Source organism: Streptomyces sediminimaris (genome assembly GCF_047049295.1).
In the GTDB taxonomy this organism is placed as follows: domain Bacteria; phylum Actinomycetota; class Actinomycetes; order Streptomycetales; family Streptomycetaceae; genus Streptomyces; species Streptomyces sediminimaris.
Window position 1 is genome coordinate 1,697,217 of the sequence record NZ_JBJWOT010000001.1, and the last position, 17,447, is coordinate 1,714,663.

The following is a 17,447-nucleotide window of genomic DNA, read 5'->3' on the forward strand; positions in this document are numbered from 1 at the left end:
GCGGTCACTGTGCGGGGCCCTCCGTGCTGATGAAGACGTTCTTGGTCTCGGTGAAGGCGGCCAGGGCGTCCGGGCCGAGCTCGCGGCCCACGCCGGACTGTTTGAAGCCGCCGAACGGCGTCCAGTAGCGGACGCTGGCGTGGGAGTTGACGGACAGGTTGCCGGCCCTCACGCCCTGCGAGACGCGCAGCGCGCGGCCCACGTCCCGGGTCCAGACGGAGCCGGAGAGGCCGTAGTCGGTGGCGTTGGCGAGCGCCACGGCCTCCGCCTCGTCCTCGAAGGGCAGGACCACGGCGACCGGGCCGAAGACCTCCTCGACGGCCACGCGCGCGTGCGGCTCGACACCGGTGAGCAGGGTGGGCGGGAACCAGAAGCCGGGGCCCTCGGGAGCCGTGCCCCGGATGCCGGGCGCGCCGGGGTCGACGTAGGAGCGCACGCGCTCCAGCTGGGTCCTGGAGATCAGCGGGCCCATGTCGGTCTTCTCGTCCGCGGGGTCGCCGACGACGACGGACTCGATCGCGGGGGCGAGCAGGTCGAGGAAGCGGTCGTGGACGGAGCGCTGGACGAGGACGCGGGTGCGGGCGCAGCAGTCCTGGCCGCAGTTGTCCAGGAAGGACATGGGGGCGGCGGCCGCGGCGGCCTCCAGGTCGGCGTCGGCGAAGACGATGTTGGGGCTCTTGCCGCCGAGTTCGAGGGTGACGCGCTTCAGCAGCGCCGAGCCCTTGGCCAGCACCCGTTTGCCCACGGCCGTCGATCCCGTGAACACGATCTTCGCGACGCCGGGGTGCCCGACGAGCGCGTCGCCCGCGACGGGACCGTGTCCGGGCAGCACCTGGAACAGGTCCTCGGGCAGGCCCGCCTCCAGGGCGAGTCCGGCCAGGCGCAGGGCGGTCAGGGGGGTGGTCTCGGCGGGTTTGAGGAGGACCGCGTTGCCCGCGGCGAGGGCCGGGGCGGTGCCCCAGGCGGCGATCGGCATGGGGAAGTTCCAGGGCGCGATCACCGCGACGACGCCCAGGGGTTCGAGGAGGGTGACGTCCAGGCCGCCGGGCACCGGGATCTGCCGGCCGGTCAGCCGTTCCACGCCGCCGGCCGCGTAGTCGAGCAGGTCGCGGACGTTGCCCGCCTCCCAGCGGGCGTTGCCGACGGTGTGGCCGGCCTCGCGTACCTCCAGCCGGGCCAGTTCTTCGCGGTGTTCGTCGACGGCGACCGCGAACCGGCGCAGCAGCCGGGCCCGGTCGGCGGGCGGCAGGGCGGCCCACCGCTCCTGTGCGCGGGCGGCGCGTACGACGGCCGCGTCCACGTCGGCCGCGGTGGCGGCGGGGACGGTGGCGACGACCTCCTCGGTGGCCGGGTTGAGGACGTGCAGCTCGTGCTCGTGGGACAACGGGGACCCTTTCACATGCGTTCGAAGGAGCGGCGCAGCTCCCAGTCGGTCACCGCGGCGTCGAAGGCGTCGAGCTCGACCCGCGCCATGTTGCGGTAGTGCGCGACGACCTCGTCGCCGAAGGCGGCCTTGGCGATCGGGCTGTTCTCCCAGAGCTCGGCGGCCTCGCGCAGGCTGGTCGGGACGTGCTCGTACTCGGCGGTGTAGGCGTTGCCCGGGCAGGGCTCCGGCAGCCGGAGCTTCTGCTCGATGCCGTGCAGCCCGGCCGCGACGAGTCCGGCGACGGCCAGGTGCGGGTTGACGTCACCGCCCGGCAGCCGGTTCTCGAAGCGCAGCGACCGGCCGTGGCCGACGACCCTGAGGGCGCAGGTGCGGTTGTCGTGGCCCCAGGCGACGGCGGTCGGGGCGAAGGAGCCCGGCTGGAACCGCTTGTAGGAGTTGATGTTGGGGGCGTAGAGCAGCGAGAAGTCCCGCAGGGCGGCGAGCTGTCCGGCGAGGAAGTGCCGCATGACCTCCGACATGCCGTCCGCGCCGCCGCCCGGCCCGGCCGGCATGACGGTGTGGCCGGCGGCGTCCGCGAGGGAGAGGTGGATGTGGCAGGAGTTGCCCTCGCGTTCGTTGTACTTGGCCATGAAAGTGATCGACACGCCCTCCTGGGCGGCGATCTCCTTGGCGCCGGTCTTGTAGATGGCGTGCTGGTCGCAGGTGACCAGGGCCTCGTCGTAGCGGAAGGCGATCTCGTGCTGGCCGGGGTTGCACTCGCCCTTGGCGGACTCGACGGTGAGGCCGGCGGCCGCCATCTCGTTGCGGATGCGGCGCAGCAGGGGCTCGATGCGCCCGGTGCCCAGCACCGAGTAGTCGACGTTGTACTGGTTCGCCGGCGTCAGCCCCCGGTAGCCGGCGTCCCAGGCCTGCTCGTAGGTCTCCTTGAAGACGATGAACTCCAGCTCCGTGCCGACCCGGGCGGTCAGGCCGTGCTGGGCGAGGCGGTCGAGCTGGCGGCGCAGGATCTGGCGGGGGGCGGCGGTCACCGGCGAGCCGTCGCTCCAGGCGAGGTCGGCGACGACCATGGCCGTACCGGCGTTCCACGGCACGCGCCGCAGGGTGCCGAGGTCCGGGTGCATGGCGAAGTCGCCGTAGCCCCGGTCCCAGGACGACATGGCGTAGCCGTCGACGGTGTTCATCTCCGTGTCGACGGCGAGCAGGTAGTTGCAGCCCTCGGTGCCGTGGTGGAGGACCTCGTCGAGGAAGAAGCGGGCGGCGAACCGCTTGCCCTGGAGGCGCCCTTGCATGTCGGGGAAGGCCAGGACGACAGTGTCGATCTCACCGCTCGCGACGAGGGCGTGCAGTTCCTCGACGCCGAGCGGGGGTGTGCGGTCTGCCACGGGAGATCTCCTTCGGCTGCTGCGCGGTTTTTCGACCGGGCCGGAAGCCATAAGGTATTGCCGAGAACCATTGCTTGGGAAGGGGGTGCGGCGGGGTGTCGGTGGATCCGGACGGCCGTCCGGAGGACCGGTTGGCGCCGGTGCTGCGGCCGGTGCGCGCGGGCAACGGCTTCGAGGAGGCGCTGGAGCAGATCCTGCAGGTCGTGCGGCTCGGCCTGGTGCCGGGGGGCGAGCGGCTGCCGGCCGAGCGGGAGCTGGCGGAGCGGCTCGGCATCAGCCGGGTGACGCTGCGCGAGGTGCTCAGGGTGCTGCAGGACCAGGGTCTGGTGGAGTCGCGGCGCGGGCGGTACGGCGGAACGTTCGTCCTGCCCCGTCCGGACGCGGGCGGCGAGGACGAGCTGCGGCGCCGGATCGCCGAGGTCGACATCGAGGACGTGCTGCGCTTCCGGGAGGTGCTGGAGGTCGGGGCGGCGGGGCTGTGCGCGACGCAGGGCCTTGACGGGGAGCGGGCGGACCGGCTGCGCGAGGCGCTGGACCGCACCGGCGACGCGCCGCTCGCCGACTACCGCCGGCTGGACACCCTGCTCCACCTCACGCTCGCGGAACTGTGCGGGTCGCCGACGCTGACGGCGCAGTACGCGGCGGTACGGGCCACGGTGAACGACCTGCTCGACTGCATCCCGCTGCTCGTGCGCAACCTCGAGCACTCGCAGCGCCAGCACGTCGCGCTGGTGGCGGCGGTGCTGGACCGGGACGCGGACGGGGCCCGGGAGATGATGCGGGAGCACTGCGCGGGCACGGCGGCACTGCTCAGGGGCTTTCTGGCATGACCAAAGGTGTGGATCGAATCCATTGCGCCGGGCGGGAGGACACATGGCGGGCGGGCCGCTGATCGGCATCAGTACGTATCTGGAGGCCGCGGCGCGCTGGGGGGTGTGGGAGCTGGAGGCGGCGCTGCTGCCGGCCGGCTATCCGCGGCTCGTGCAGCGGGCGGGCGGGGTGGCGGTGATGCTGCCGCCGGACACGGCGGAGCGGGCCGCACAGGTCGTCGCCCGGCTGGACGGCCTGGTGATCGCGGGCGGGCCCGACGTCGAGCCGGCGCGCTACGGCGCTCGGCGCGATCCCCGGACCGGGCCGCCGGCCCCGGCCCGGGACGCCTGGGAACTGGCGCTGATCGGGGCCGCGCTGGCCGCGCGGGTCCCCCTGCTGGGCATCTGCCGCGGCATGCAGCTGCTGAACGTCGCCCTCGGCGGCACGCTCGTCCAGCATCTCGTCGGCCACGCGGAGGTCGTGGGCGTCTTCGGCCACCACCCGGTCAAGCCGGTGCCGGGGACCCGGTACGCCTCGTACGTCCCCGAGGAGACGTCCGTCCCGACGTACCACCACCAGTCCGTCGACCGCCTGGGCGCCGGGCTCGTGCCGTCGGCGCACGCGGCGGACGGGACGGTGGAGGCGGTGGAGCTGCCGCCCGCGGACGGGTGGGTGCTGGGGGTGCAGTGGCATCCGGAGATGGGAGAGGACCTGCGGGTCGTGCGCGGGCTGGTGGAGGCGGCCTCGGGTTCCGCGGCGGTGTCCTGAACGCCGCGGCGGGACGGGCCGGAGAGGGCCGGGCGCACCGGGCGGAGGCCGCGGTCCGGCGGCCCCCGGAGGGAACCGGGCGACCGGCCACCACGGCGCCCCGCCCGGCGGACGGCACGTCGCAGCGCCTCCGGCGGCGCTCAGCCCCGCGTCAGCGACAGCACTTCACGGGCCGAGCGGACCGAGCGGACCGGGCGGAGGCCGCGGTCCGGCGGCCCCCGGAGGGAACCGGGCGACCGGCCACCACGGCGCCCCGCCCGGCGGACGGCACGTCGCAGCGCCTCCGGCGGCGCTCAGCCCCGCGTCAGCGACAGCAGTTCACGGGCCGAGCGGACCGAGCGGACCGAGCGGGGGCCACGGTCGCCCGGCCCCCGGAGGGAACCGGGCGACCGGCCACCACGGCGCCCCGCCCGGCGGACGGCACGTCGCAGCGCCTCCGGCGGCGCTCAGCCCCGCGTCAGCGACAGCAGTTCACGGGCCGGGCCCGCCGGCCGGTGCCCCGTCGGCCAGACGGCGCGCAGGTCGCGCGCGAGCGCGATCCCCTCCACCGGCACCCGCACCAGCCGCCGCATCGCCAGCTCCTCCCCCACCGCGAGTTCGCTGAGCACCGCGGGGCCCGCCCCGCTCACCGCCGCCGCCTTCACCGCGGTGGTCGAGGACAGCTCGATCAGGGGGCGCGCCAGGCCGCCGAGGGCCGCGTCCAGGACCTGGCGGGTCCCCGAGCCCTTCTCCCGCAGGATCAGCGGGGTCGCCGCCAGTTCGGAGGCGGCCAGCGGGCGGCGCCGGCGGGCCCAGGCGTGGGCCGGCGCCGTCACCACGATGAGGCGGTCGCGGGCGATGACGGCGGAGTCCAGGCCCTGCGGGGCATCGACCCCTTCCACGAAGCCGAGGTCCACCTCGCCGGACAGCAACTGCTCCGCGACCGTCGCCGAGTTGCCCGCGAGCAGGGACACCGCCGTGTCCGGGCGCCGGGCGCGCAGCGCCAGCAGCCAGCCGGGCAGCAGGTACTCGGCGATGGTCATGCTCGCCGCCACCCGCAGCCGCGAGTCCCGCCGGTCCCGCAGCGCCTGCGCCCCGATGTCGAACGCCTCCGCCGCCTCCACGATCCGCCGCGCCCAGTCCGTCACCAGCGCACCGGCGTCGGTGAGCCGGGAGCCGCGCGGCGACCGGTCGACCAGGGCCACCCCCAGCAGCCGTTCCATGGACCGGATCCGGCTGCTGGCCGCGGGCTGTGTGATGCCCAGCTCCCGCGCCGCCCCGCCCAGGCTCCCGAGCCGTGCCACCGCCAGCAGCAGCTCCAGCGCCCCCAGGTCCGGCACCCGGTGCGCCAGCGGGCCCGTGCCGGGCCCCGTCTGCGTCTCCACGTCACTCATAAATCCAGCTTATGCCGTGATAGAGCGATACTCCCTGGTGACGCGCCTGCGACGGCGCCAGGGTGAAGGCATGGTCACCGCAGCCCAGCACCTTCCGCACGCCGCACCGCGTGCCCCGCGTGGCGCCCGCGCCACGGCCGTTCGCCACCTCGGACCCAACTGGTACGCCTCCGTCATGGGGACCGCCATCGTCGGCACCGCCGGCGCGGGGCTCCCGCTCCGCGTCCCCGGTCTGCGCACCGCCTGCGCCGCCGTGTGGGCGCTCTCCCTCGGTCTCCTAATCGCCGTGCTCGCCGCCCGCGCCCTGCACTGGAGGTACCACCGCGACCAGGCCCGCGCCCATCTCCTCGACCCGGCCGCGGCGCCGTTCTACGGGTGTGTGTCCATGGGCCTGCTGGCCGTCGGCGCCGGCGCCATGGTGGTCGGCCGGGACTGGATCGGCCTGCCGGGCGCCGTCGCCCTCGACACCGTGCTGTTCACCGCCGGGACGGTCACCGGGCTGGGGGCCGCCGTCGCGGTGCCGTACCTGATGGCCGTACGGCACCGGATCGAGCCCGGGCAGGCCTCGCCCGTCTGGCTGCTGCCCGTCGTCGCGCCGATGGTCGCCGCGGCGGTCGGGCCGCTGCTCGTGCCGCACCTGCCGGCCGGACAGCCCCGGGCCACGCTCCTGCTCGCCTGCCTGGCCATGTTCGGGCTGAGCCTGCTCGCCACCCTGGTGATGCTGCCGTTGATCTTCGCCCGGCTGATCACCGGCGGGCCGCTGCCACTGGCGCTGACCCCCACCCTGTTCCTGGTGCTGGGGCCGCTGGGGCAGTCCACGACCGCCGTGGGCAAGGTCGCCGACGCCGCGCCCGGTGTCGTACCGGCGCCGTACAGCGGCGGATTCGGCGTGCTCGCCGTCCTGTACGGCGTGCCCGTCATGGGCTTCGCGCTGCTGTGGCTCGCGTTCTCCGCGGCGCACGTGCTGCGGGCGCGGCGGCACGGCATGGGTTTCTCGATGACGTGGTGGGCGTTCACCTTCCCCGTCGGGACGTGTGTCACGGGCGCGGAGGCTCTCGCCCGGCGCACCGGGCTCCTCGCCTACGACTGGCTCACGGTCGGCCTGTACGTCCTGCTCGTCGCCGCCTGGGGCGCCGCCGCCCTGCACACCGCCCGCGGTCTGCTCAGCGGACGGCTGCTCGCAGCGCCGCGCCCAGCACCCGCGGAGCCTCGGCCAACGACGGCCCGTACCACGTCAGATGGCGTCCGCTGACCAGGGCGCACGGCAGCCCGGGGAACGCCTCCGGGCCGTCCCCTGCGGTGAAGCGGTAGGGCTCGTCCGGCAGTACGACGACGTCCGGCGCCGCGGCCAGCAGCTCCTCGGCGGGGACGCGCGGGTAGCGCTCGGGATGCGTGGCGTACAGGTGGTCGACGCCGAGGCGGGCGAGGACGTCACCGGCGAACGTGTCGCGGCCCAGCACCATCCAGGGGCGGCGCCAGACCGGCACCACCGCCGTCCTGCGCCGCCGCGGCGGGGACAGCCGGGACCAGACGTCCTCGGCCTCGTCCAGCCAGCGCGGCCGGGCGTCCGCCCCGCACGCCCGCAGCACCCGCTCCAGCTCCCGGAACGCCTGCGGCACGTTGCGCACCTCGGTCACCAGCACCTCGACGCCCGCCGCCCGCAGGGCCGCCAGGTCGGGCTCGCGGTTCTCCTCCTCGTTCGCGACCACCAGGTCGGGGGCGAGGGCGAGGACACGGTCGAGCCCGGGGTTCTTGGTGCCGCCGACCCGGGGGACGCCGAGGTCCGCGGGGTGGGTGCACCAGTCCGTCGCGCCGGCCAGGACGCCCGGCAGGGAGACCGCCACCGCCTCCGTCAGCGACGGGACCAGGGAGACGACGCGCACCGGCACTACCGCGACCGGTTCTGGACCGCCTCGACGTGCTCCGCCACCGCGACGACGACCACGCGGGTGTCCGAGACCGTCGCCCGCCACCGGTGGCGCACACCGCCCGTCAGATACAGCGTGTCCCCGCGGCCGAGCCGGTAGGCGCGTCCCTCCGCCTCGATCTCCACGGCGCCGTCGGCGACGTACAGCAACTGGTCGTTACGGTAGCGGAATTCACGGCCGGCGTCGTGGTCGCCGGTGAACTCCGAGGCGTGCATCTGGTGATGACCCCGCACCAGGGAACGCTGGTGCGGCGCCGCGGTCGGCTCGCACACCTCGGCGCGCACGACGTCGACGCTGCACGCCGGGTCGGCGGCCGCGAGCAGTTCGACGGCGGTGGTGCGCAGGGCGTCGGCGACCTTCTCCAGGGACGCTCTGCTGGGCCGCGCCCGGTCGTTCTCGACCTGGCTCAGGAACGGGACCGACAGGCCGCTGCGCTCGGCCACGACGGCGAGGGTGAGCTGCAGCGCCCGGCGGCGCCGCCGTACGGCCGCGCCCACGCGCAAGGGCTGTTCTTTGTGGTCGCCCATCGCTCCGGCTCCCTCCTTCGCTCGTCGGTCCGCGCGCTTCTGCTGAGTTCTCTGCACCTTACGCAGGTTCGGCAAACCGTTTCACGCGCCCGTCACATACTCGTAAACACAGCATGCGGTCAATTCGCCATCTACCGACGGCCGATGGGCGCGTCCGGCCGGCCGTGCGCGGATTCCTCCTTCGGGACGAAGACGCTGACCAGGGGGGCCGTACGGCCGTTCCCGCCGGCGGCGGGGACGGTGCCCGCACCGCCGTGGTCCGGACGACGGAGCACGCGCCCGCCCGTGCGCCGGGCGACAGGAGCGCGAGCCCGCGTCCACCGCCTCGGGGAGCCCCGCGGCAGGGCCCGAACGGCGGTCCGCACGACCTTCTCCTCCTCTGTTTCAATGCGCCGGTGCGCTCCTGTGTTCCCGGCGGCCGGCCCGCCCGCTCGGGTGCGGTTCGGGCCCGTGATCAGGGCGGGCGGAGCGAATGAGAAGTGCCGCGGCACCGCCGGGGGTTGGCGGTGCGGTGGGCGGTCGGCCCGTCGGCGGCCGTCCGGCCGGGCGGGGCCGGCGGGCGGCACACGACAACGTCCGGGGCGCCTTCGGCACCGCGCCCGGGGGCGCGGAGCCGTCGGCGCCCCGGACGGTCGGGCGCTGAGGCTCGGGTGAGGAGTTGGCGCTATGTGGTTGGCCGGATCCTTTCCGTGCCCGGCGTCACTGCGACGTCATCCGGCCGACCACGTCGGGGTGCTTGTCGGCCCACGCGGCGACCGCCTGCTCCTCATGGCCCTGGCCCTGCTGGTTGATGGCGCTCTCCAGACTGCCGAGCTCCTGCTCGCTCATGTGGAAGCCCTTGATCCACTTGGTGAGCTGCGGGTACTGCTCGGGGAACTTCTCGTTGGTGATGGTGCGGATCGTGTTGCCCTCGCCGAAGAGCTTCTTGTCGTCCTTCAGCTTGGTGAGGTGGTAGCGGCTGTAGGCCCAGTGCGGCGACCACAGCACGACGGCCACCGGCTGCTTCTTGGCGTAGGCGCGCTTGAGCTCGGCCAGCATCGCCGGCGTGGAGCCGTCGACGACCTTGTACTCCTTGTCGAGGCCGTAGCCGGGCAGGACCTTCTTCTTCAGCAGGTTCATCTCGCCCGTGCCGGGCTCGATCCCGATGATCTTCCCGCCGAAGAGCTTCGACTTGCCCTTGAGGTCCTCGTAGGACTTCACGCCCTTGACGTACGAGGGCACGGCGACCTCCAGGGAGGTGGGCTGGTACCAGGTGCCCAGGTCCTTGAGGCTGTCCTTGCTCTTGTCCCAGTAGTTCTTCTGGGCATACGGCAGCCAGGCGTCGAAGTTGACGTCCAGGTCACCGGAGGCGAGGCCGGTGTAGACCGGGCCGACGTCCATCTGCTTGAGGTTCAGCTTGTAGCCGCGGCGCTCCAGGACGTGCTTCCACAGGTACGTGACGGCGATGTCCTCGTCCCAGGCGAACCAGGCCACGTCCAGGGGGCGCTTGGCCTCGGCGGGGGTCCCGGCGGACTTCTGCACCGGGGCGAGCTTGTCGACCAGGCCGGGGTTCTTCTTCAGCCAGGCGCGGACGGCCTCCTGCTGCTTGCCCTTGCCCGCCTTGTTGATCTCGGCCTCGAGGCTGGTGAGCTGCTTCTCGCTCATCTTGAAGTTCTTCAGCCACTTGCCGACCACGGGGTCGTCGCCGGCGAAGCCCTTGCGGGAGAGCGTGTGCACGCCGTCGCCCTTGCCCCAGGCGCCCTTGGGGTCCTTCAGCTTCTTCAGCTTGTAGTCGCTGTACGCCCAGTGCGGCGACCAGAGCGTGACGACGATCGGTTCCTTCTTGCTGTAGGCGCGCTTGAGCTCGGCCAGCATCGCCGGCGTGGAGCTGTCGACGACCTTGTACTCCTTCTCGAGGCCGTAGGCCTTGAGCACCTTGTTCTTCAGCAGGGACATCATGCCGGCGCTGGGCTCGATGCCGGTGATCTTCCCGCCGAAGGTGGCCGCCTTGCCCTTGAGGTCGGCCAGGGAGTCGATGCCCTTCATGTACGCGGGCACGGTCAGCTCCAGGGAGGTGGGGCCGTACCAGGAGCCCAGGTCGTCGAGCTTGCTCCCGTACTTCTTCCAGTACTGCGCGTGGGTCGTCGGCAGCCAGGAGTCCGTCTCGAAGTCGATGTTGCCCTGGGCGAGGGAGGTGTAGAGCGGCCCGGCCTCGAACTGCTTGACGTCGACCTGGTAGCCGCGCTCCTCCAGGAGCTCCTTCCAGAGGAAGGTGGAGGCGACGCCCTCGTCCCAGGGGATGTAGCCGATGGTGATCTTCTTGCCCTGGCCCACGTTCCCGCCGTCGGCCACGGCACCGCCGTCGCCGTTGCCGCCGAAGACGCCCATGCCGCCCGCGACGAGCGCGAGGACGACGACGCCGATCACGGCGATCTGCGGGCTCGGCCGGTACGCCCACAGCTTCGGGCCCCGCACGGCACGCGCCTTGGCGGCGGCGCGGCGGCCCAGCGGGGAGACGTGGGTGCCGAGGGCGCCGGTCATGCGGTCGAGGTAGATGGCGAGGATCACGATGCCCACACCGGCCTCGGAGCCGAGGCCGACGTCGAGCTGGCCGATGGCCGCGTTGACGTCGCCGCCGAGACCGCCGGTGCCGACCATGCCGGCGATCGCGGCCATGGACAGGCCGAGCATGATCACCTGGTTGACGCCGGCCATGACGGTGGGCAGCGCGAGCGGCAGCTGGACGCGCAGCAGGGTGTCGCGGGGCGAGGTGCCGAACGCCTCGGCGGCCTCGACGAGTTCCTTGTCGACCTGGCGGATGCCCAGCTCCGTCATGCGCACGCCGGGGGCGAGCGCGAAGATCAGGGTAGCCACGATGCCCGCGGGGGCGCCGGTGCCGAAGAACAGGATCGCCGGGATGAGGTAGATCATCGCGGGCATCGTCTGCATGAAGTCCAGCACCGGCCGGACCAGTCCGCTGACCCGGTCGGAGCGCGCGGCCCAGATGCCCACGGGCACGGAGATCACCAGCGCGATCACGGTGGCGACGAGCACCAGCGACAGGGTCATCATCGCGTGCTCCCACAGTTCGAGGGAGTCGATGAAGGCGAATCCCGCGAAGGTGAGGACACCGGCGAGCGCGCCGCGCAGCCAGAACGCGAGCACGGCGAAGATGCCCGCGAGCAGCAGTGGTTCGGGGGCCTGGAGGACGGCGTTGACGCCGTCGTAGAAGCCCGTGAAGACGGTCTTGAGGAAGTCGAACAGCCAGGAGACGTGGTGGAGCAGCCAGTCGACCGTGTCGTTGACCCAGCTGCCGAGCGGGATCCTAGGCACGGGTCACCTCCGCGTCGCCGATGAAGCCGACCAGGCGCTGCTGCGGGACCACTCCGAGGAGTCTGCGTTTGTCGTCGACGACGGCCACCGGGTGCGACACCCGGGCGCTCATCGCGCAGAGCTCGGTGAACGGCGTGTCGGGTGTGGCGGTCTCGCAGTCGCTCGCGCAGCCGCAGTCGGCCTCGTCGCCGCGCACCTCGGTGTCCATGACCGCGGACGCGGTCAGGACGCGGGAGCGGTCGACGTCCTTGGTGAAGGAGGCGACATAGTCGTCGGCGGGCCGGATGAGGATGTCCTCGGCGCTGCCGGTCTGCACGATCCGGCCGTCGCGCATGACGGCGATGCGGTCGCCCAGGCGCATGGCCTCGTTGAGGTCGTGCGTGATGAAGACGATCGTCTTCTTCAGGGTCTTCTGCAGCTGGAGCAGCTGATCCTGCATGTCACGCCGGATCAGCGGGTCGAGCGCGCTGAACGACTCGTCCATCAGCAGCAGATCGGCGTCCGTGGCGAGGGCGCGGGCCAGACCGACGCGCTGCTGCATGCCGCCGGAGAGCTCATCGGGCCAGGACTTCTCCCAGCCGGCCAGACCGCACAGGGCCAGCGCCTCGCCGGCGCGCTTCTCGCGCTCGGCGCGGGGCACGCCCTGCACGGCCAGGCCGTAGGCGGCGTTCTCCAGGACGCTGCGGTGCGGGAACAGCGCGAAGTGCTGGAAGACCATGCTGATCTTCCGGGCGCGGACCGCGCGCAGTTCGCGGTCGCCGAGCGAGGTCAGGTTCTGGTCGCCGAAGCGGACGTGTCCCTCGGTCGGCTCCAGCAGCCCGTTGAGCATGCGCAGCAGCGTGGACTTGCCGGATCCGGACAGGCCCATGACCACGAATATCTGGCCGGGCTCCACGGTGAAGGAGGCGTCGATCACGGCGGCGGTGATGCCGTCGGCGCGCAGTTCCTCGCGGTCGGCGCCCCGGCGGAGCCGTTCGACCGCCTTGACTGGTTGTCTGCCGAACACCTTGTAGAGATGCTCGGCCTCAAGCCTGGATGACACGCGTACCTCTTGACTCGACGACAGGAAGGGGAGGCGACGCGGCGTAACCGGTTGAAGGTGCAACCGCCATCACTCCGGGGCGGCGCCTGCCCAGAGTCGGCCGGCCCAAACCCGCAGTGGGCCGGCTCACACGGTGTGCGCGAGCGTCACGCGGTGTCGCCGCGCGGGTCACTGTCAGTGCCGTACGGCATGATGCGAGACGTGACCGGACGACTGATGCTCCTCGACACCGCCTCGCCGTGTCTTACCATCACCCGCATGACAACTGAGCATGCGCCGAGACGGGTCATCGGGTACGCCCGGATCTCCAAGGCAACGGACGAGAGCACGTCCATCGAACGCCAGCGAGAGGTCATACAGGCCACGTGCCACGCACGAGGATGGGCCCTCGCCGACATCATCGAGGATGTCGACGTATCCGCCACCAAGACCCGCCTCGACCGTCCTGGCCTTGCCCGGGTACGGGACGCCGTCGCCGCCGGTCGCGTCGACACGGTCATGGTCTGGCGCATCGACCGCGTCGCCCGGTCCGTGTCCGACCTCGCGTCGCTCACTGAGGAGTGGGCGAAGACCGACGTGTCGCTGGTTTCGGCTACGGAACCGTTCGACATGACGACGTCAGCCGGTCGCATGCTGCTCCAGTTGCTCGGCGTGTTTGCCGAGTTCGAAGCGGCCACCATCCGGGACCGTGTGACGGCCGCCCGCGCCGCACTGGTGAAGGCCCAGCGATGGCCAGGAGGCTCGGCACCGTACGGATACCGCATCGTTGACAACACCGACGGCGCCGGAAGGGCCCTTGAGGTCGACCCGGTCGAAGCCGCGTACGTCCGCAAGGCCGCCGACCTGGTCCTGAGCGGCAAGTCCGTCTACTACGCGACCAACGTGCTCAACGAAGCCGGCTCGGTCCCACGCAAGGCCAAGGCGTGGTCGATGACGTCGCTGCGTATCGTCCTCACCCAGGCGGCGACGCTCGGCCACATGACGCACAAGGGGAAGGTCGTCACCGACGCCGACGGCCAGCCGGTGCAGGTGTGGGAACCGCTACTCCCCGAAGAGGACGTGCTGCGGCTCCGCGCGCTGCTCGCACCGACAAAGACTCCAGGCGGCGAGCGCAAGCGGCGCGCCCGGCTGCTGTCGGGCTTGTTGCGGTGCTCGTCGTGCGGCGGTTCCATGCGGGTCAACAAGACCGGCGGACACAACCCCGTCACGCGGTACGCCTGCCACGGCCGCTCGGACGGCACCGGCTGCACCCGCGCGACATCCATCGTCGCCGAACGGCTTGAAGAGCACGTGGAGCGCACGTTCCTCGCGACGGTCGGCAAGCTCGAAGTCGTCGAAGCCCGCGAGACGGTTCGCGAGATCGCCGAGCTGGCCGCGACCGAAGCCGCCATCAAGTCGACCACGGCGGAACTCGCCGACGTGGACGATGACGAGCGCGAAGCCGAGCTGATGTCGGACCTCCGCACGCTCAAGGCCAAGCGCCGCGAGCTGCTGGCCATGCCTGATGAACCCGCGGTCGAGTACGTGAGCCTCGGTATGACCTTCGCGGAGGCATGGGAGCAGCGCGACACCGACGGACGGCGCGACCTGCTGTCGTCCGCGCTTCAGCACATCGTGGTCAAGCCAGGCGTTCGCGGGCGGCGGGGTATCGATCCCGATCGCGTTGATATCCACTGGCGCAACTGACGGCCAGCTGACGACCGAGGGGCGGCGTTCCGGGGTGATGGTCCCGGGGCGTCGCCCTCGTCGTCTACGCGCCCGGCTGGCCCGGCTCCGGCGCGGCCGTACCTTCCCCGTCATCGGCTGGTGCGGAGTTCATGTGCTTGGCCACCTCATCAAAGAGCACTGTCGCTCGCGGTGCATACACCTCGACCTGTTTCCAGGACCACGGTTCCTCGTATGCACCGCCGGTCATGAGGAGTGCGAGCTCGCGCGCATAGATGACGTAGCCAATTTCAGCCGCCCGAAGCACGATCTCCTCGAACCGCTTGACAGCATCGCACTGTTGTTTAAGCCCAAACAGGTCACCCGAGATGTCCGCCCAATCCTGGAGCTCGTCCAGCATTCCGACCATCTCATCAACCTCTTCCTCAGCACCTTCCTGTGAATAGCTGAACCTCCACGACTTTGCGCCACTGCGTCCGGTGTCCGGCCGACCGGCCGTGCGTTGGGCGAACGCCTCGGCGTGTCCGAACGGGCCGCCCGCCGGTACCTGGCTGCCGTCGCCTGACCTCGTTTACACGCCCCCGTCAGGGTCCCCGTTGCGGGACTCCGGCGGGGGCGTTTTCGCGTTCCGCCGTCGACGCGTGGCCGGAATCGCGCCCTTGACGCTTTGGGCCGTGCTCGGAAGGTTCGTAGAAGTCCGTGCAACCGGAGGACGACGGAGGGGATCATGACGCTACGGTTCATCGCGAAGGACCCGAACACGGACGGGGCGAACTGCCCGACGGTGTGGGTGGACGAAGAGAAGCAGGAGCTTGTGTTCCAGGGGTGGACGGTGGACGACGGCACCCGCGACGAGTGCTTGAAGACCGGCCCGATCCCCGACAGTGAGACCGTCGTACGGCTGCCGATGCGCATGGTTGCCGCTATCCGGGAGGCTTGCGATGCCGCAGACGGCACCGCCGTTCACTGAACTGCTGGCGAGCTGCCAGCGCTCCGCCGTGCATCTGGAGATGCGCGACTTCTACGACGACCCCGACGAGGCGCCGCGCGTCGCCGCATGGAAGTCCGGTCACCGGCCGAACCCGAACGACCGGGAGTCCTGGTGGCGGCCGTGGCTGGACATGGTCGCCGAAGCCGTCGGCCGTGGCGTCGTCATCCGGCGTGCCCGGATCGTCTCGGAGCCGGTCAGCGAGTACACCCGGTACCTGTACGACGGCACGTTTACCAACATCGCCGCCGGTGAGGAGATCCGCTGGCTTCCCCGGCGGAACGCGTCGGACCTCGCCCTGCCGGGCAATGACTTCTGGGTCTTCGATGATCGGCTGGTTCGGTTCGGCTACTTCTCCGGCGACGGCGCGTATCTCGGCGACGAGGTCGACGATCGCCCCGCCGTGGTCAAGCTCTGCTCGTCGGCGTTCGACGCCGTCTGGGAGCGCGCCGTCCCGCACGACCGCTACACGATCTGAGGCACCGCAGCACCGATGGCCCGTTCCCCGTCGTCCAGCGTGCAGGCTGCCCGCGAAGCGGTCGCCGCCCGTCTGCAGGAGATCCGCTTGGACGCTGGGCTGACGGGGCGGGAGGTCGCCCTCCGAGCCGGCTGGCACCCGTCGAAGTCCTCGCGCATCGAGAACGGCGTCACCCCGCCGTCCGACGCCGATATCCGCGCGTGGTGCGGCATCTGCCAAGCCGCTGACCAGGCCGCCGACTTGATCGCCGCCTCACGCTCGGCGGAGTCGATGTACGTCGAGTGGAAGCGGGTCCAGCGCACCGGACTGCGCCGACTCCAAGAGTCCTACGTGCCGTTGTTCGAGCGCACCCGGGTGTTCCGCATCTACTGCTCCAACGTGATGCCCGGCTTGCTCCAGACGCCCGCATACGCGACGGCGCTGCTGTCCGAGATCACGGACTTCCGAGGCACCCCGAACGACGTCGCCGAAGCCGTCGCCGCCCGCGTGGACCGGGCGCGGGTGCTGCGCGAGGGTGACCACCGCTTCGCGATCCTCGTCGAGGAAGCCGTCCTGCGGTACCGCATGGGCAACGCCGAGGTGATGGCCGGGCAGCTCGGGCACCTGCTCTCGATCATGTCGCTTCCGGCGGTCTCGCTCGGCGTGGTCCCGTTCGCAGCTGAGCGCGGCATGTGGCCGCTAGAGACGTTCTCGATCTATGACAACGAGCAAGCCCAGGTCGAGCTACTGACTGCGGCAGTCAACGTCACGGCGCCGTCCGAGATCGCGATGTACGTAAAGGCGTTCACCCGCGCAGCGGAACTCGCCGTCTACGGCGCCGACGCACGGGCGTTGATCACCGATGCCATCAGCACCCTCGGGTAAGTCGCGTGCAATTCCGTGCAACTTCGTGGAGCCCCGGACTGGCCGATTCCTAGCGTGGTCGTCATCAGGACGACGCCGAGGGGTGCCCATGAGCCACGCCTACTCCAGCCCACCCGCTGACCTCTTCATGACCGCGCCGGACCCGGTAGCCGGCTGCGACGTGTGCGGCGCGCCGGCCGCCGAGCGGGAGGAAGCGCGACAGCAGGGCGACTTGTCCAAGGTCTCGGACGTGAATGTCGAGATCCGCAAGCACCCGCACCCCAAGCGGCGGCGCTCATGATCCCGATGGACCAGTACAAGAGCGCCCGCGCGGAAGCGGAACACGTTGCGGGGTTGCTGCGGGCGGCACTCACCCGCGCAGGTGTCCCGGAGGCGGAAGCGGCACGCGTGCGCCCCCTGGTGACCAGCACCGGGCGGGCGTACGTCGAGCTTGGGGCATTCCGGGTCGGCACAGCGAGCAAGCTGCTGGACGACCTGCCGTTGAGCACGGCCGGTAGGCACGACACCCCCGCGCCGTCGGCCGAGGCGACCGGATGAGCCCGCGCTCAGTGATGCGGTACGTATCGCACACGATCAGGCACGACCCGGCGCGCGGCATCGCAGCGCAACTGGTCTGCGCGGCCGAGGGGTGCGGCGAGTCGTCGGGCCCCAAGGACACCGCCGATGAAGCTCAGGACTGGGCGCTACGGCACGCCGGGCGCACTGGTCATGACCTGTTCCGACGCGAGTACACCGATCACGCCCGCGTGACGCGGGACGAATGACCCCGGCCCGCTGAGGACGGCCCAAGCAAGGCTCAGCGTGTCGGCTGCCCCCGTCTGTGCGTCTCCCCCGTGACGCATGGGCGGGGGCTTCGTCGTCTGTGGCTCCAGCCACTTCCTGCCCGGAGGCTCCTCCCAGGGCCGTGACCAGCGCTTTTACAT

The 17,447-nt window shown here is 71.7% G+C and carries 18 protein-coding genes; 10 read left to right on the top strand and 8 right to left on the bottom strand.

The window, feature by feature from the left end; all coding sequences use genetic code 11:
• Positions 1–4 precede the first annotated feature (4 nt).
• Both ACJ9NR_RS07925 and ACJ9NR_RS07930 read right to left on the bottom strand, forming a co-directional pair.
• The gene (locus ACJ9NR_RS07925; protein ID WP_412489023.1) at positions 5–1,384 is read right to left on the bottom strand and encodes an aldehyde dehydrogenase family protein; all 1,380 of its coding nucleotides are present in this window, start codon (positions 1,382–1,384) and stop codon (positions 5–7) included.
• Between the two features lie 11 nt (positions 1,385–1,395).
• A complete protein-coding gene (locus tag ACJ9NR_RS07930; protein ID WP_412489022.1) occupies positions 1,396–2,769 on the bottom strand; it encodes a glutamine synthetase family protein in 1,374 nt (457 codons plus the stop codon).
• 95 nt (positions 2,770–2,864) lie between these two features.
• Here ACJ9NR_RS07930 and ACJ9NR_RS07935 point away from each other — a divergent pair, with 95 nt between their 5' ends.
• Together ACJ9NR_RS07935 and ACJ9NR_RS07940 are read left to right on the top strand one after the other, a co-directional pair.
• Positions 2,865–3,599: a FadR/GntR family transcriptional regulator gene (locus ACJ9NR_RS07935; RefSeq protein ID WP_412489021.1), complete on the top strand. Its 735-nt coding sequence runs from the start codon at positions 2,865–2,867 to the stop codon at positions 3,597–3,599.
• 43 nt (positions 3,600–3,642) lie between these two features.
• Complete coding sequence (locus tag ACJ9NR_RS07940) at positions 3,643–4,347, top strand: gamma-glutamyl-gamma-aminobutyrate hydrolase family protein (protein ID WP_412489020.1); 705 nt, start codon at positions 3,643–3,645, stop codon at positions 4,345–4,347.
• A 446-nt stretch (positions 4,348–4,793) separates the two neighbouring features.
• Here the strand turns inward: ACJ9NR_RS07940 and ACJ9NR_RS07945 are convergent, their stop codons facing one another.
• Positions 4,794–5,720, bottom strand: a complete 927-nt coding sequence (locus ACJ9NR_RS07945) for a LysR family transcriptional regulator (protein ID WP_412489019.1) — start codon at positions 5,718–5,720, stop codon at positions 4,794–4,796.
• A gap of 70 nt (positions 5,721–5,790) precedes the next feature.
• Here ACJ9NR_RS07945 and ACJ9NR_RS07950 point away from each other — a divergent pair, with 70 nt between their 5' ends.
• Entirely contained in the window at positions 5,791–6,972 is a 1,182-nt protein-coding gene (locus tag ACJ9NR_RS07950; RefSeq protein WP_412489018.1) for a TDT family transporter, read from the top strand.
• Here ACJ9NR_RS07950 and ACJ9NR_RS07955 read toward each other — a convergent pair.
• The 4 genes from ACJ9NR_RS07955 to ACJ9NR_RS07970 form a co-directional block, all read right to left on the bottom strand.
• Entirely contained in the window at positions 6,884–7,603 is a 720-nt protein-coding gene (locus ACJ9NR_RS07955) for a helical backbone metal receptor (protein WP_412489017.1), read from the bottom strand. The two genes, ACJ9NR_RS07950 and ACJ9NR_RS07955, sit on opposite strands and share 89 nt — an antisense overlap.
• 5 nt (positions 7,604–7,608) lie before the next feature.
• Complete coding sequence (locus ACJ9NR_RS07960) at positions 7,609–8,175, bottom strand: helix-turn-helix domain-containing protein (protein ID WP_412489016.1); 567 nt, start codon at positions 8,173–8,175, stop codon at positions 7,609–7,611.
• Positions 8,176–8,874: 699 nt separating this feature from the next.
• Complete coding sequence (locus ACJ9NR_RS07965) at positions 8,875–11,487, bottom strand: ABC transporter permease/substrate binding protein (protein WP_412489015.1); 2,613 nt, start codon at positions 11,485–11,487, stop codon at positions 8,875–8,877.
• A complete protein-coding gene (locus ACJ9NR_RS07970; protein ID WP_412489014.1) occupies positions 11,480–12,529 on the bottom strand; it encodes a quaternary amine ABC transporter ATP-binding protein in 1,050 nt (349 codons plus the stop codon). Before ACJ9NR_RS07970 ends, ACJ9NR_RS07965 begins: the two co-directional genes overlap by 8 nt.
• A 201-nt stretch (positions 12,530–12,730) precedes the next feature.
• Between ACJ9NR_RS07970 and ACJ9NR_RS07975 the strand changes: the two genes are divergently transcribed.
• Complete coding sequence (locus ACJ9NR_RS07975) at positions 12,731–14,215, top strand: recombinase family protein (protein WP_412489013.1); 1,485 nt, start codon at positions 12,731–12,733, stop codon at positions 14,213–14,215.
• A 64-nt stretch (positions 14,216–14,279) separates the two neighbouring features.
• Here the strand turns inward: ACJ9NR_RS07975 and ACJ9NR_RS07980 are convergent, their stop codons facing one another.
• Positions 14,280–14,594 carry a hypothetical protein gene (locus tag ACJ9NR_RS07980; protein ID WP_412489012.1) on the bottom strand — a complete coding sequence of 105 codons (315 nt, stop codon included), beginning with the start codon at positions 14,592–14,594 and terminating at the stop codon, positions 14,280–14,282.
• 327 nt (positions 14,595–14,921) lie between these two features.
• On the opposite strand from ACJ9NR_RS07980, the gene ACJ9NR_RS07985 reads away from it, so the two are divergent.
• The 6 genes from ACJ9NR_RS07985 to ACJ9NR_RS41740 all read left to right on the top strand — a co-directional run bounded on the left by ACJ9NR_RS07985 (position 14,922) and on the right by ACJ9NR_RS41740 (position 17,288).
• Positions 14,922–15,164 (top strand): hypothetical protein, encoded by a 243-nt coding sequence (locus ACJ9NR_RS07985; protein ID WP_389829301.1) that lies wholly within the window; start codon positions 14,922–14,924, stop codon positions 15,162–15,164.
• On the top strand, positions 15,136–15,660 hold the full coding sequence (locus ACJ9NR_RS07990) for a DUF6879 family protein (protein WP_412489011.1): 525 nt from the start codon (positions 15,136–15,138) through the stop codon (positions 15,658–15,660). The genes ACJ9NR_RS07985 and ACJ9NR_RS07990 overlap by 29 nt, the downstream gene beginning before the upstream one ends.
• Before the next feature lie 15 nt (positions 15,661–15,675).
• Positions 15,676–16,524 (top strand): helix-turn-helix domain-containing protein, encoded by an 849-nt coding sequence (locus ACJ9NR_RS07995; protein WP_412489010.1) that lies wholly within the window; start codon positions 15,676–15,678, stop codon positions 16,522–16,524.
• Between the two features lie 88 nt (positions 16,525–16,612).
• Positions 16,613–16,804, top strand: coding sequence for a hypothetical protein (locus ACJ9NR_RS08000; RefSeq protein ID WP_412489009.1), 192 nt, complete (start codon positions 16,613–16,615; stop codon positions 16,802–16,804).
• 5 nt (positions 16,805–16,809) lie between these two features.
• The gene (locus ACJ9NR_RS08005) at positions 16,810–17,061 is read left to right on the top strand and encodes a hypothetical protein (RefSeq protein WP_412489008.1); all 252 of its coding nucleotides are present in this window, start codon (positions 16,810–16,812) and stop codon (positions 17,059–17,061) included.
• Positions 17,062–17,075: 14 nt separating this feature from the next.
• Positions 17,076–17,288 carry a DUF7848 domain-containing protein gene (locus tag ACJ9NR_RS41740; protein WP_491074829.1) on the top strand — a complete coding sequence of 71 codons (213 nt, stop codon included), beginning with the start codon at positions 17,076–17,078 and terminating at the stop codon, positions 17,286–17,288.
• The last annotated feature ends 159 nt before the right edge of the window (positions 17,289–17,447 follow it).

Coding starts and splice junctions, on each gene's coding strand:
- ACJ9NR_RS07940 (WP_412489020.1), top strand. CDS start 3,643: ATGGCGGGCGGGCCGCTGATCGGCATCAGTACGTATCTGGAGGCCGCG.
- ACJ9NR_RS07945 (WP_412489019.1), bottom strand. CDS start 5,720: ATGAGTGACGTGGAGACGCAGACGGGGCCCGGCACGGGCCCGCTGGCG.
- ACJ9NR_RS07950 (WP_412489018.1), top strand. CDS start 5,791: ATGGTCACCGCAGCCCAGCACCTTCCGCACGCCGCACCGCGTGCCCCG.
- ACJ9NR_RS07960 (WP_412489016.1), bottom strand. CDS start 8,175: ATGGGCGACCACAAAGAACAGCCCTTGCGCGTGGGCGCGGCCGTACGG.
- ACJ9NR_RS07980 (WP_412489012.1), bottom strand. CDS start 14,594: ATGCTGGACGAGCTCCAGGATTGGGCGGACATCTCGGGTGACCTGTTT.
- ACJ9NR_RS07985 (WP_389829301.1), top strand. CDS start 14,922: ATGACGCTACGGTTCATCGCGAAGGACCCGAACACGGACGGGGCGAAC.
- ACJ9NR_RS07990 (WP_412489011.1), top strand. CDS start 15,136: ATGCCGCAGACGGCACCGCCGTTCACTGAACTGCTGGCGAGCTGCCAG.
- ACJ9NR_RS07995 (WP_412489010.1), top strand. CDS start 15,676: ATGGCCCGTTCCCCGTCGTCCAGCGTGCAGGCTGCCCGCGAAGCGGTC.
- ACJ9NR_RS08000 (WP_412489009.1), top strand. CDS start 16,613: ATGAGCCACGCCTACTCCAGCCCACCCGCTGACCTCTTCATGACCGCG.
- ACJ9NR_RS08005 (WP_412489008.1), top strand. CDS start 16,810: ATGGACCAGTACAAGAGCGCCCGCGCGGAAGCGGAACACGTTGCGGGG.
- ACJ9NR_RS41740 (WP_491074829.1), top strand. CDS start 17,076: ATGCGGTACGTATCGCACACGATCAGGCACGACCCGGCGCGCGGCATC.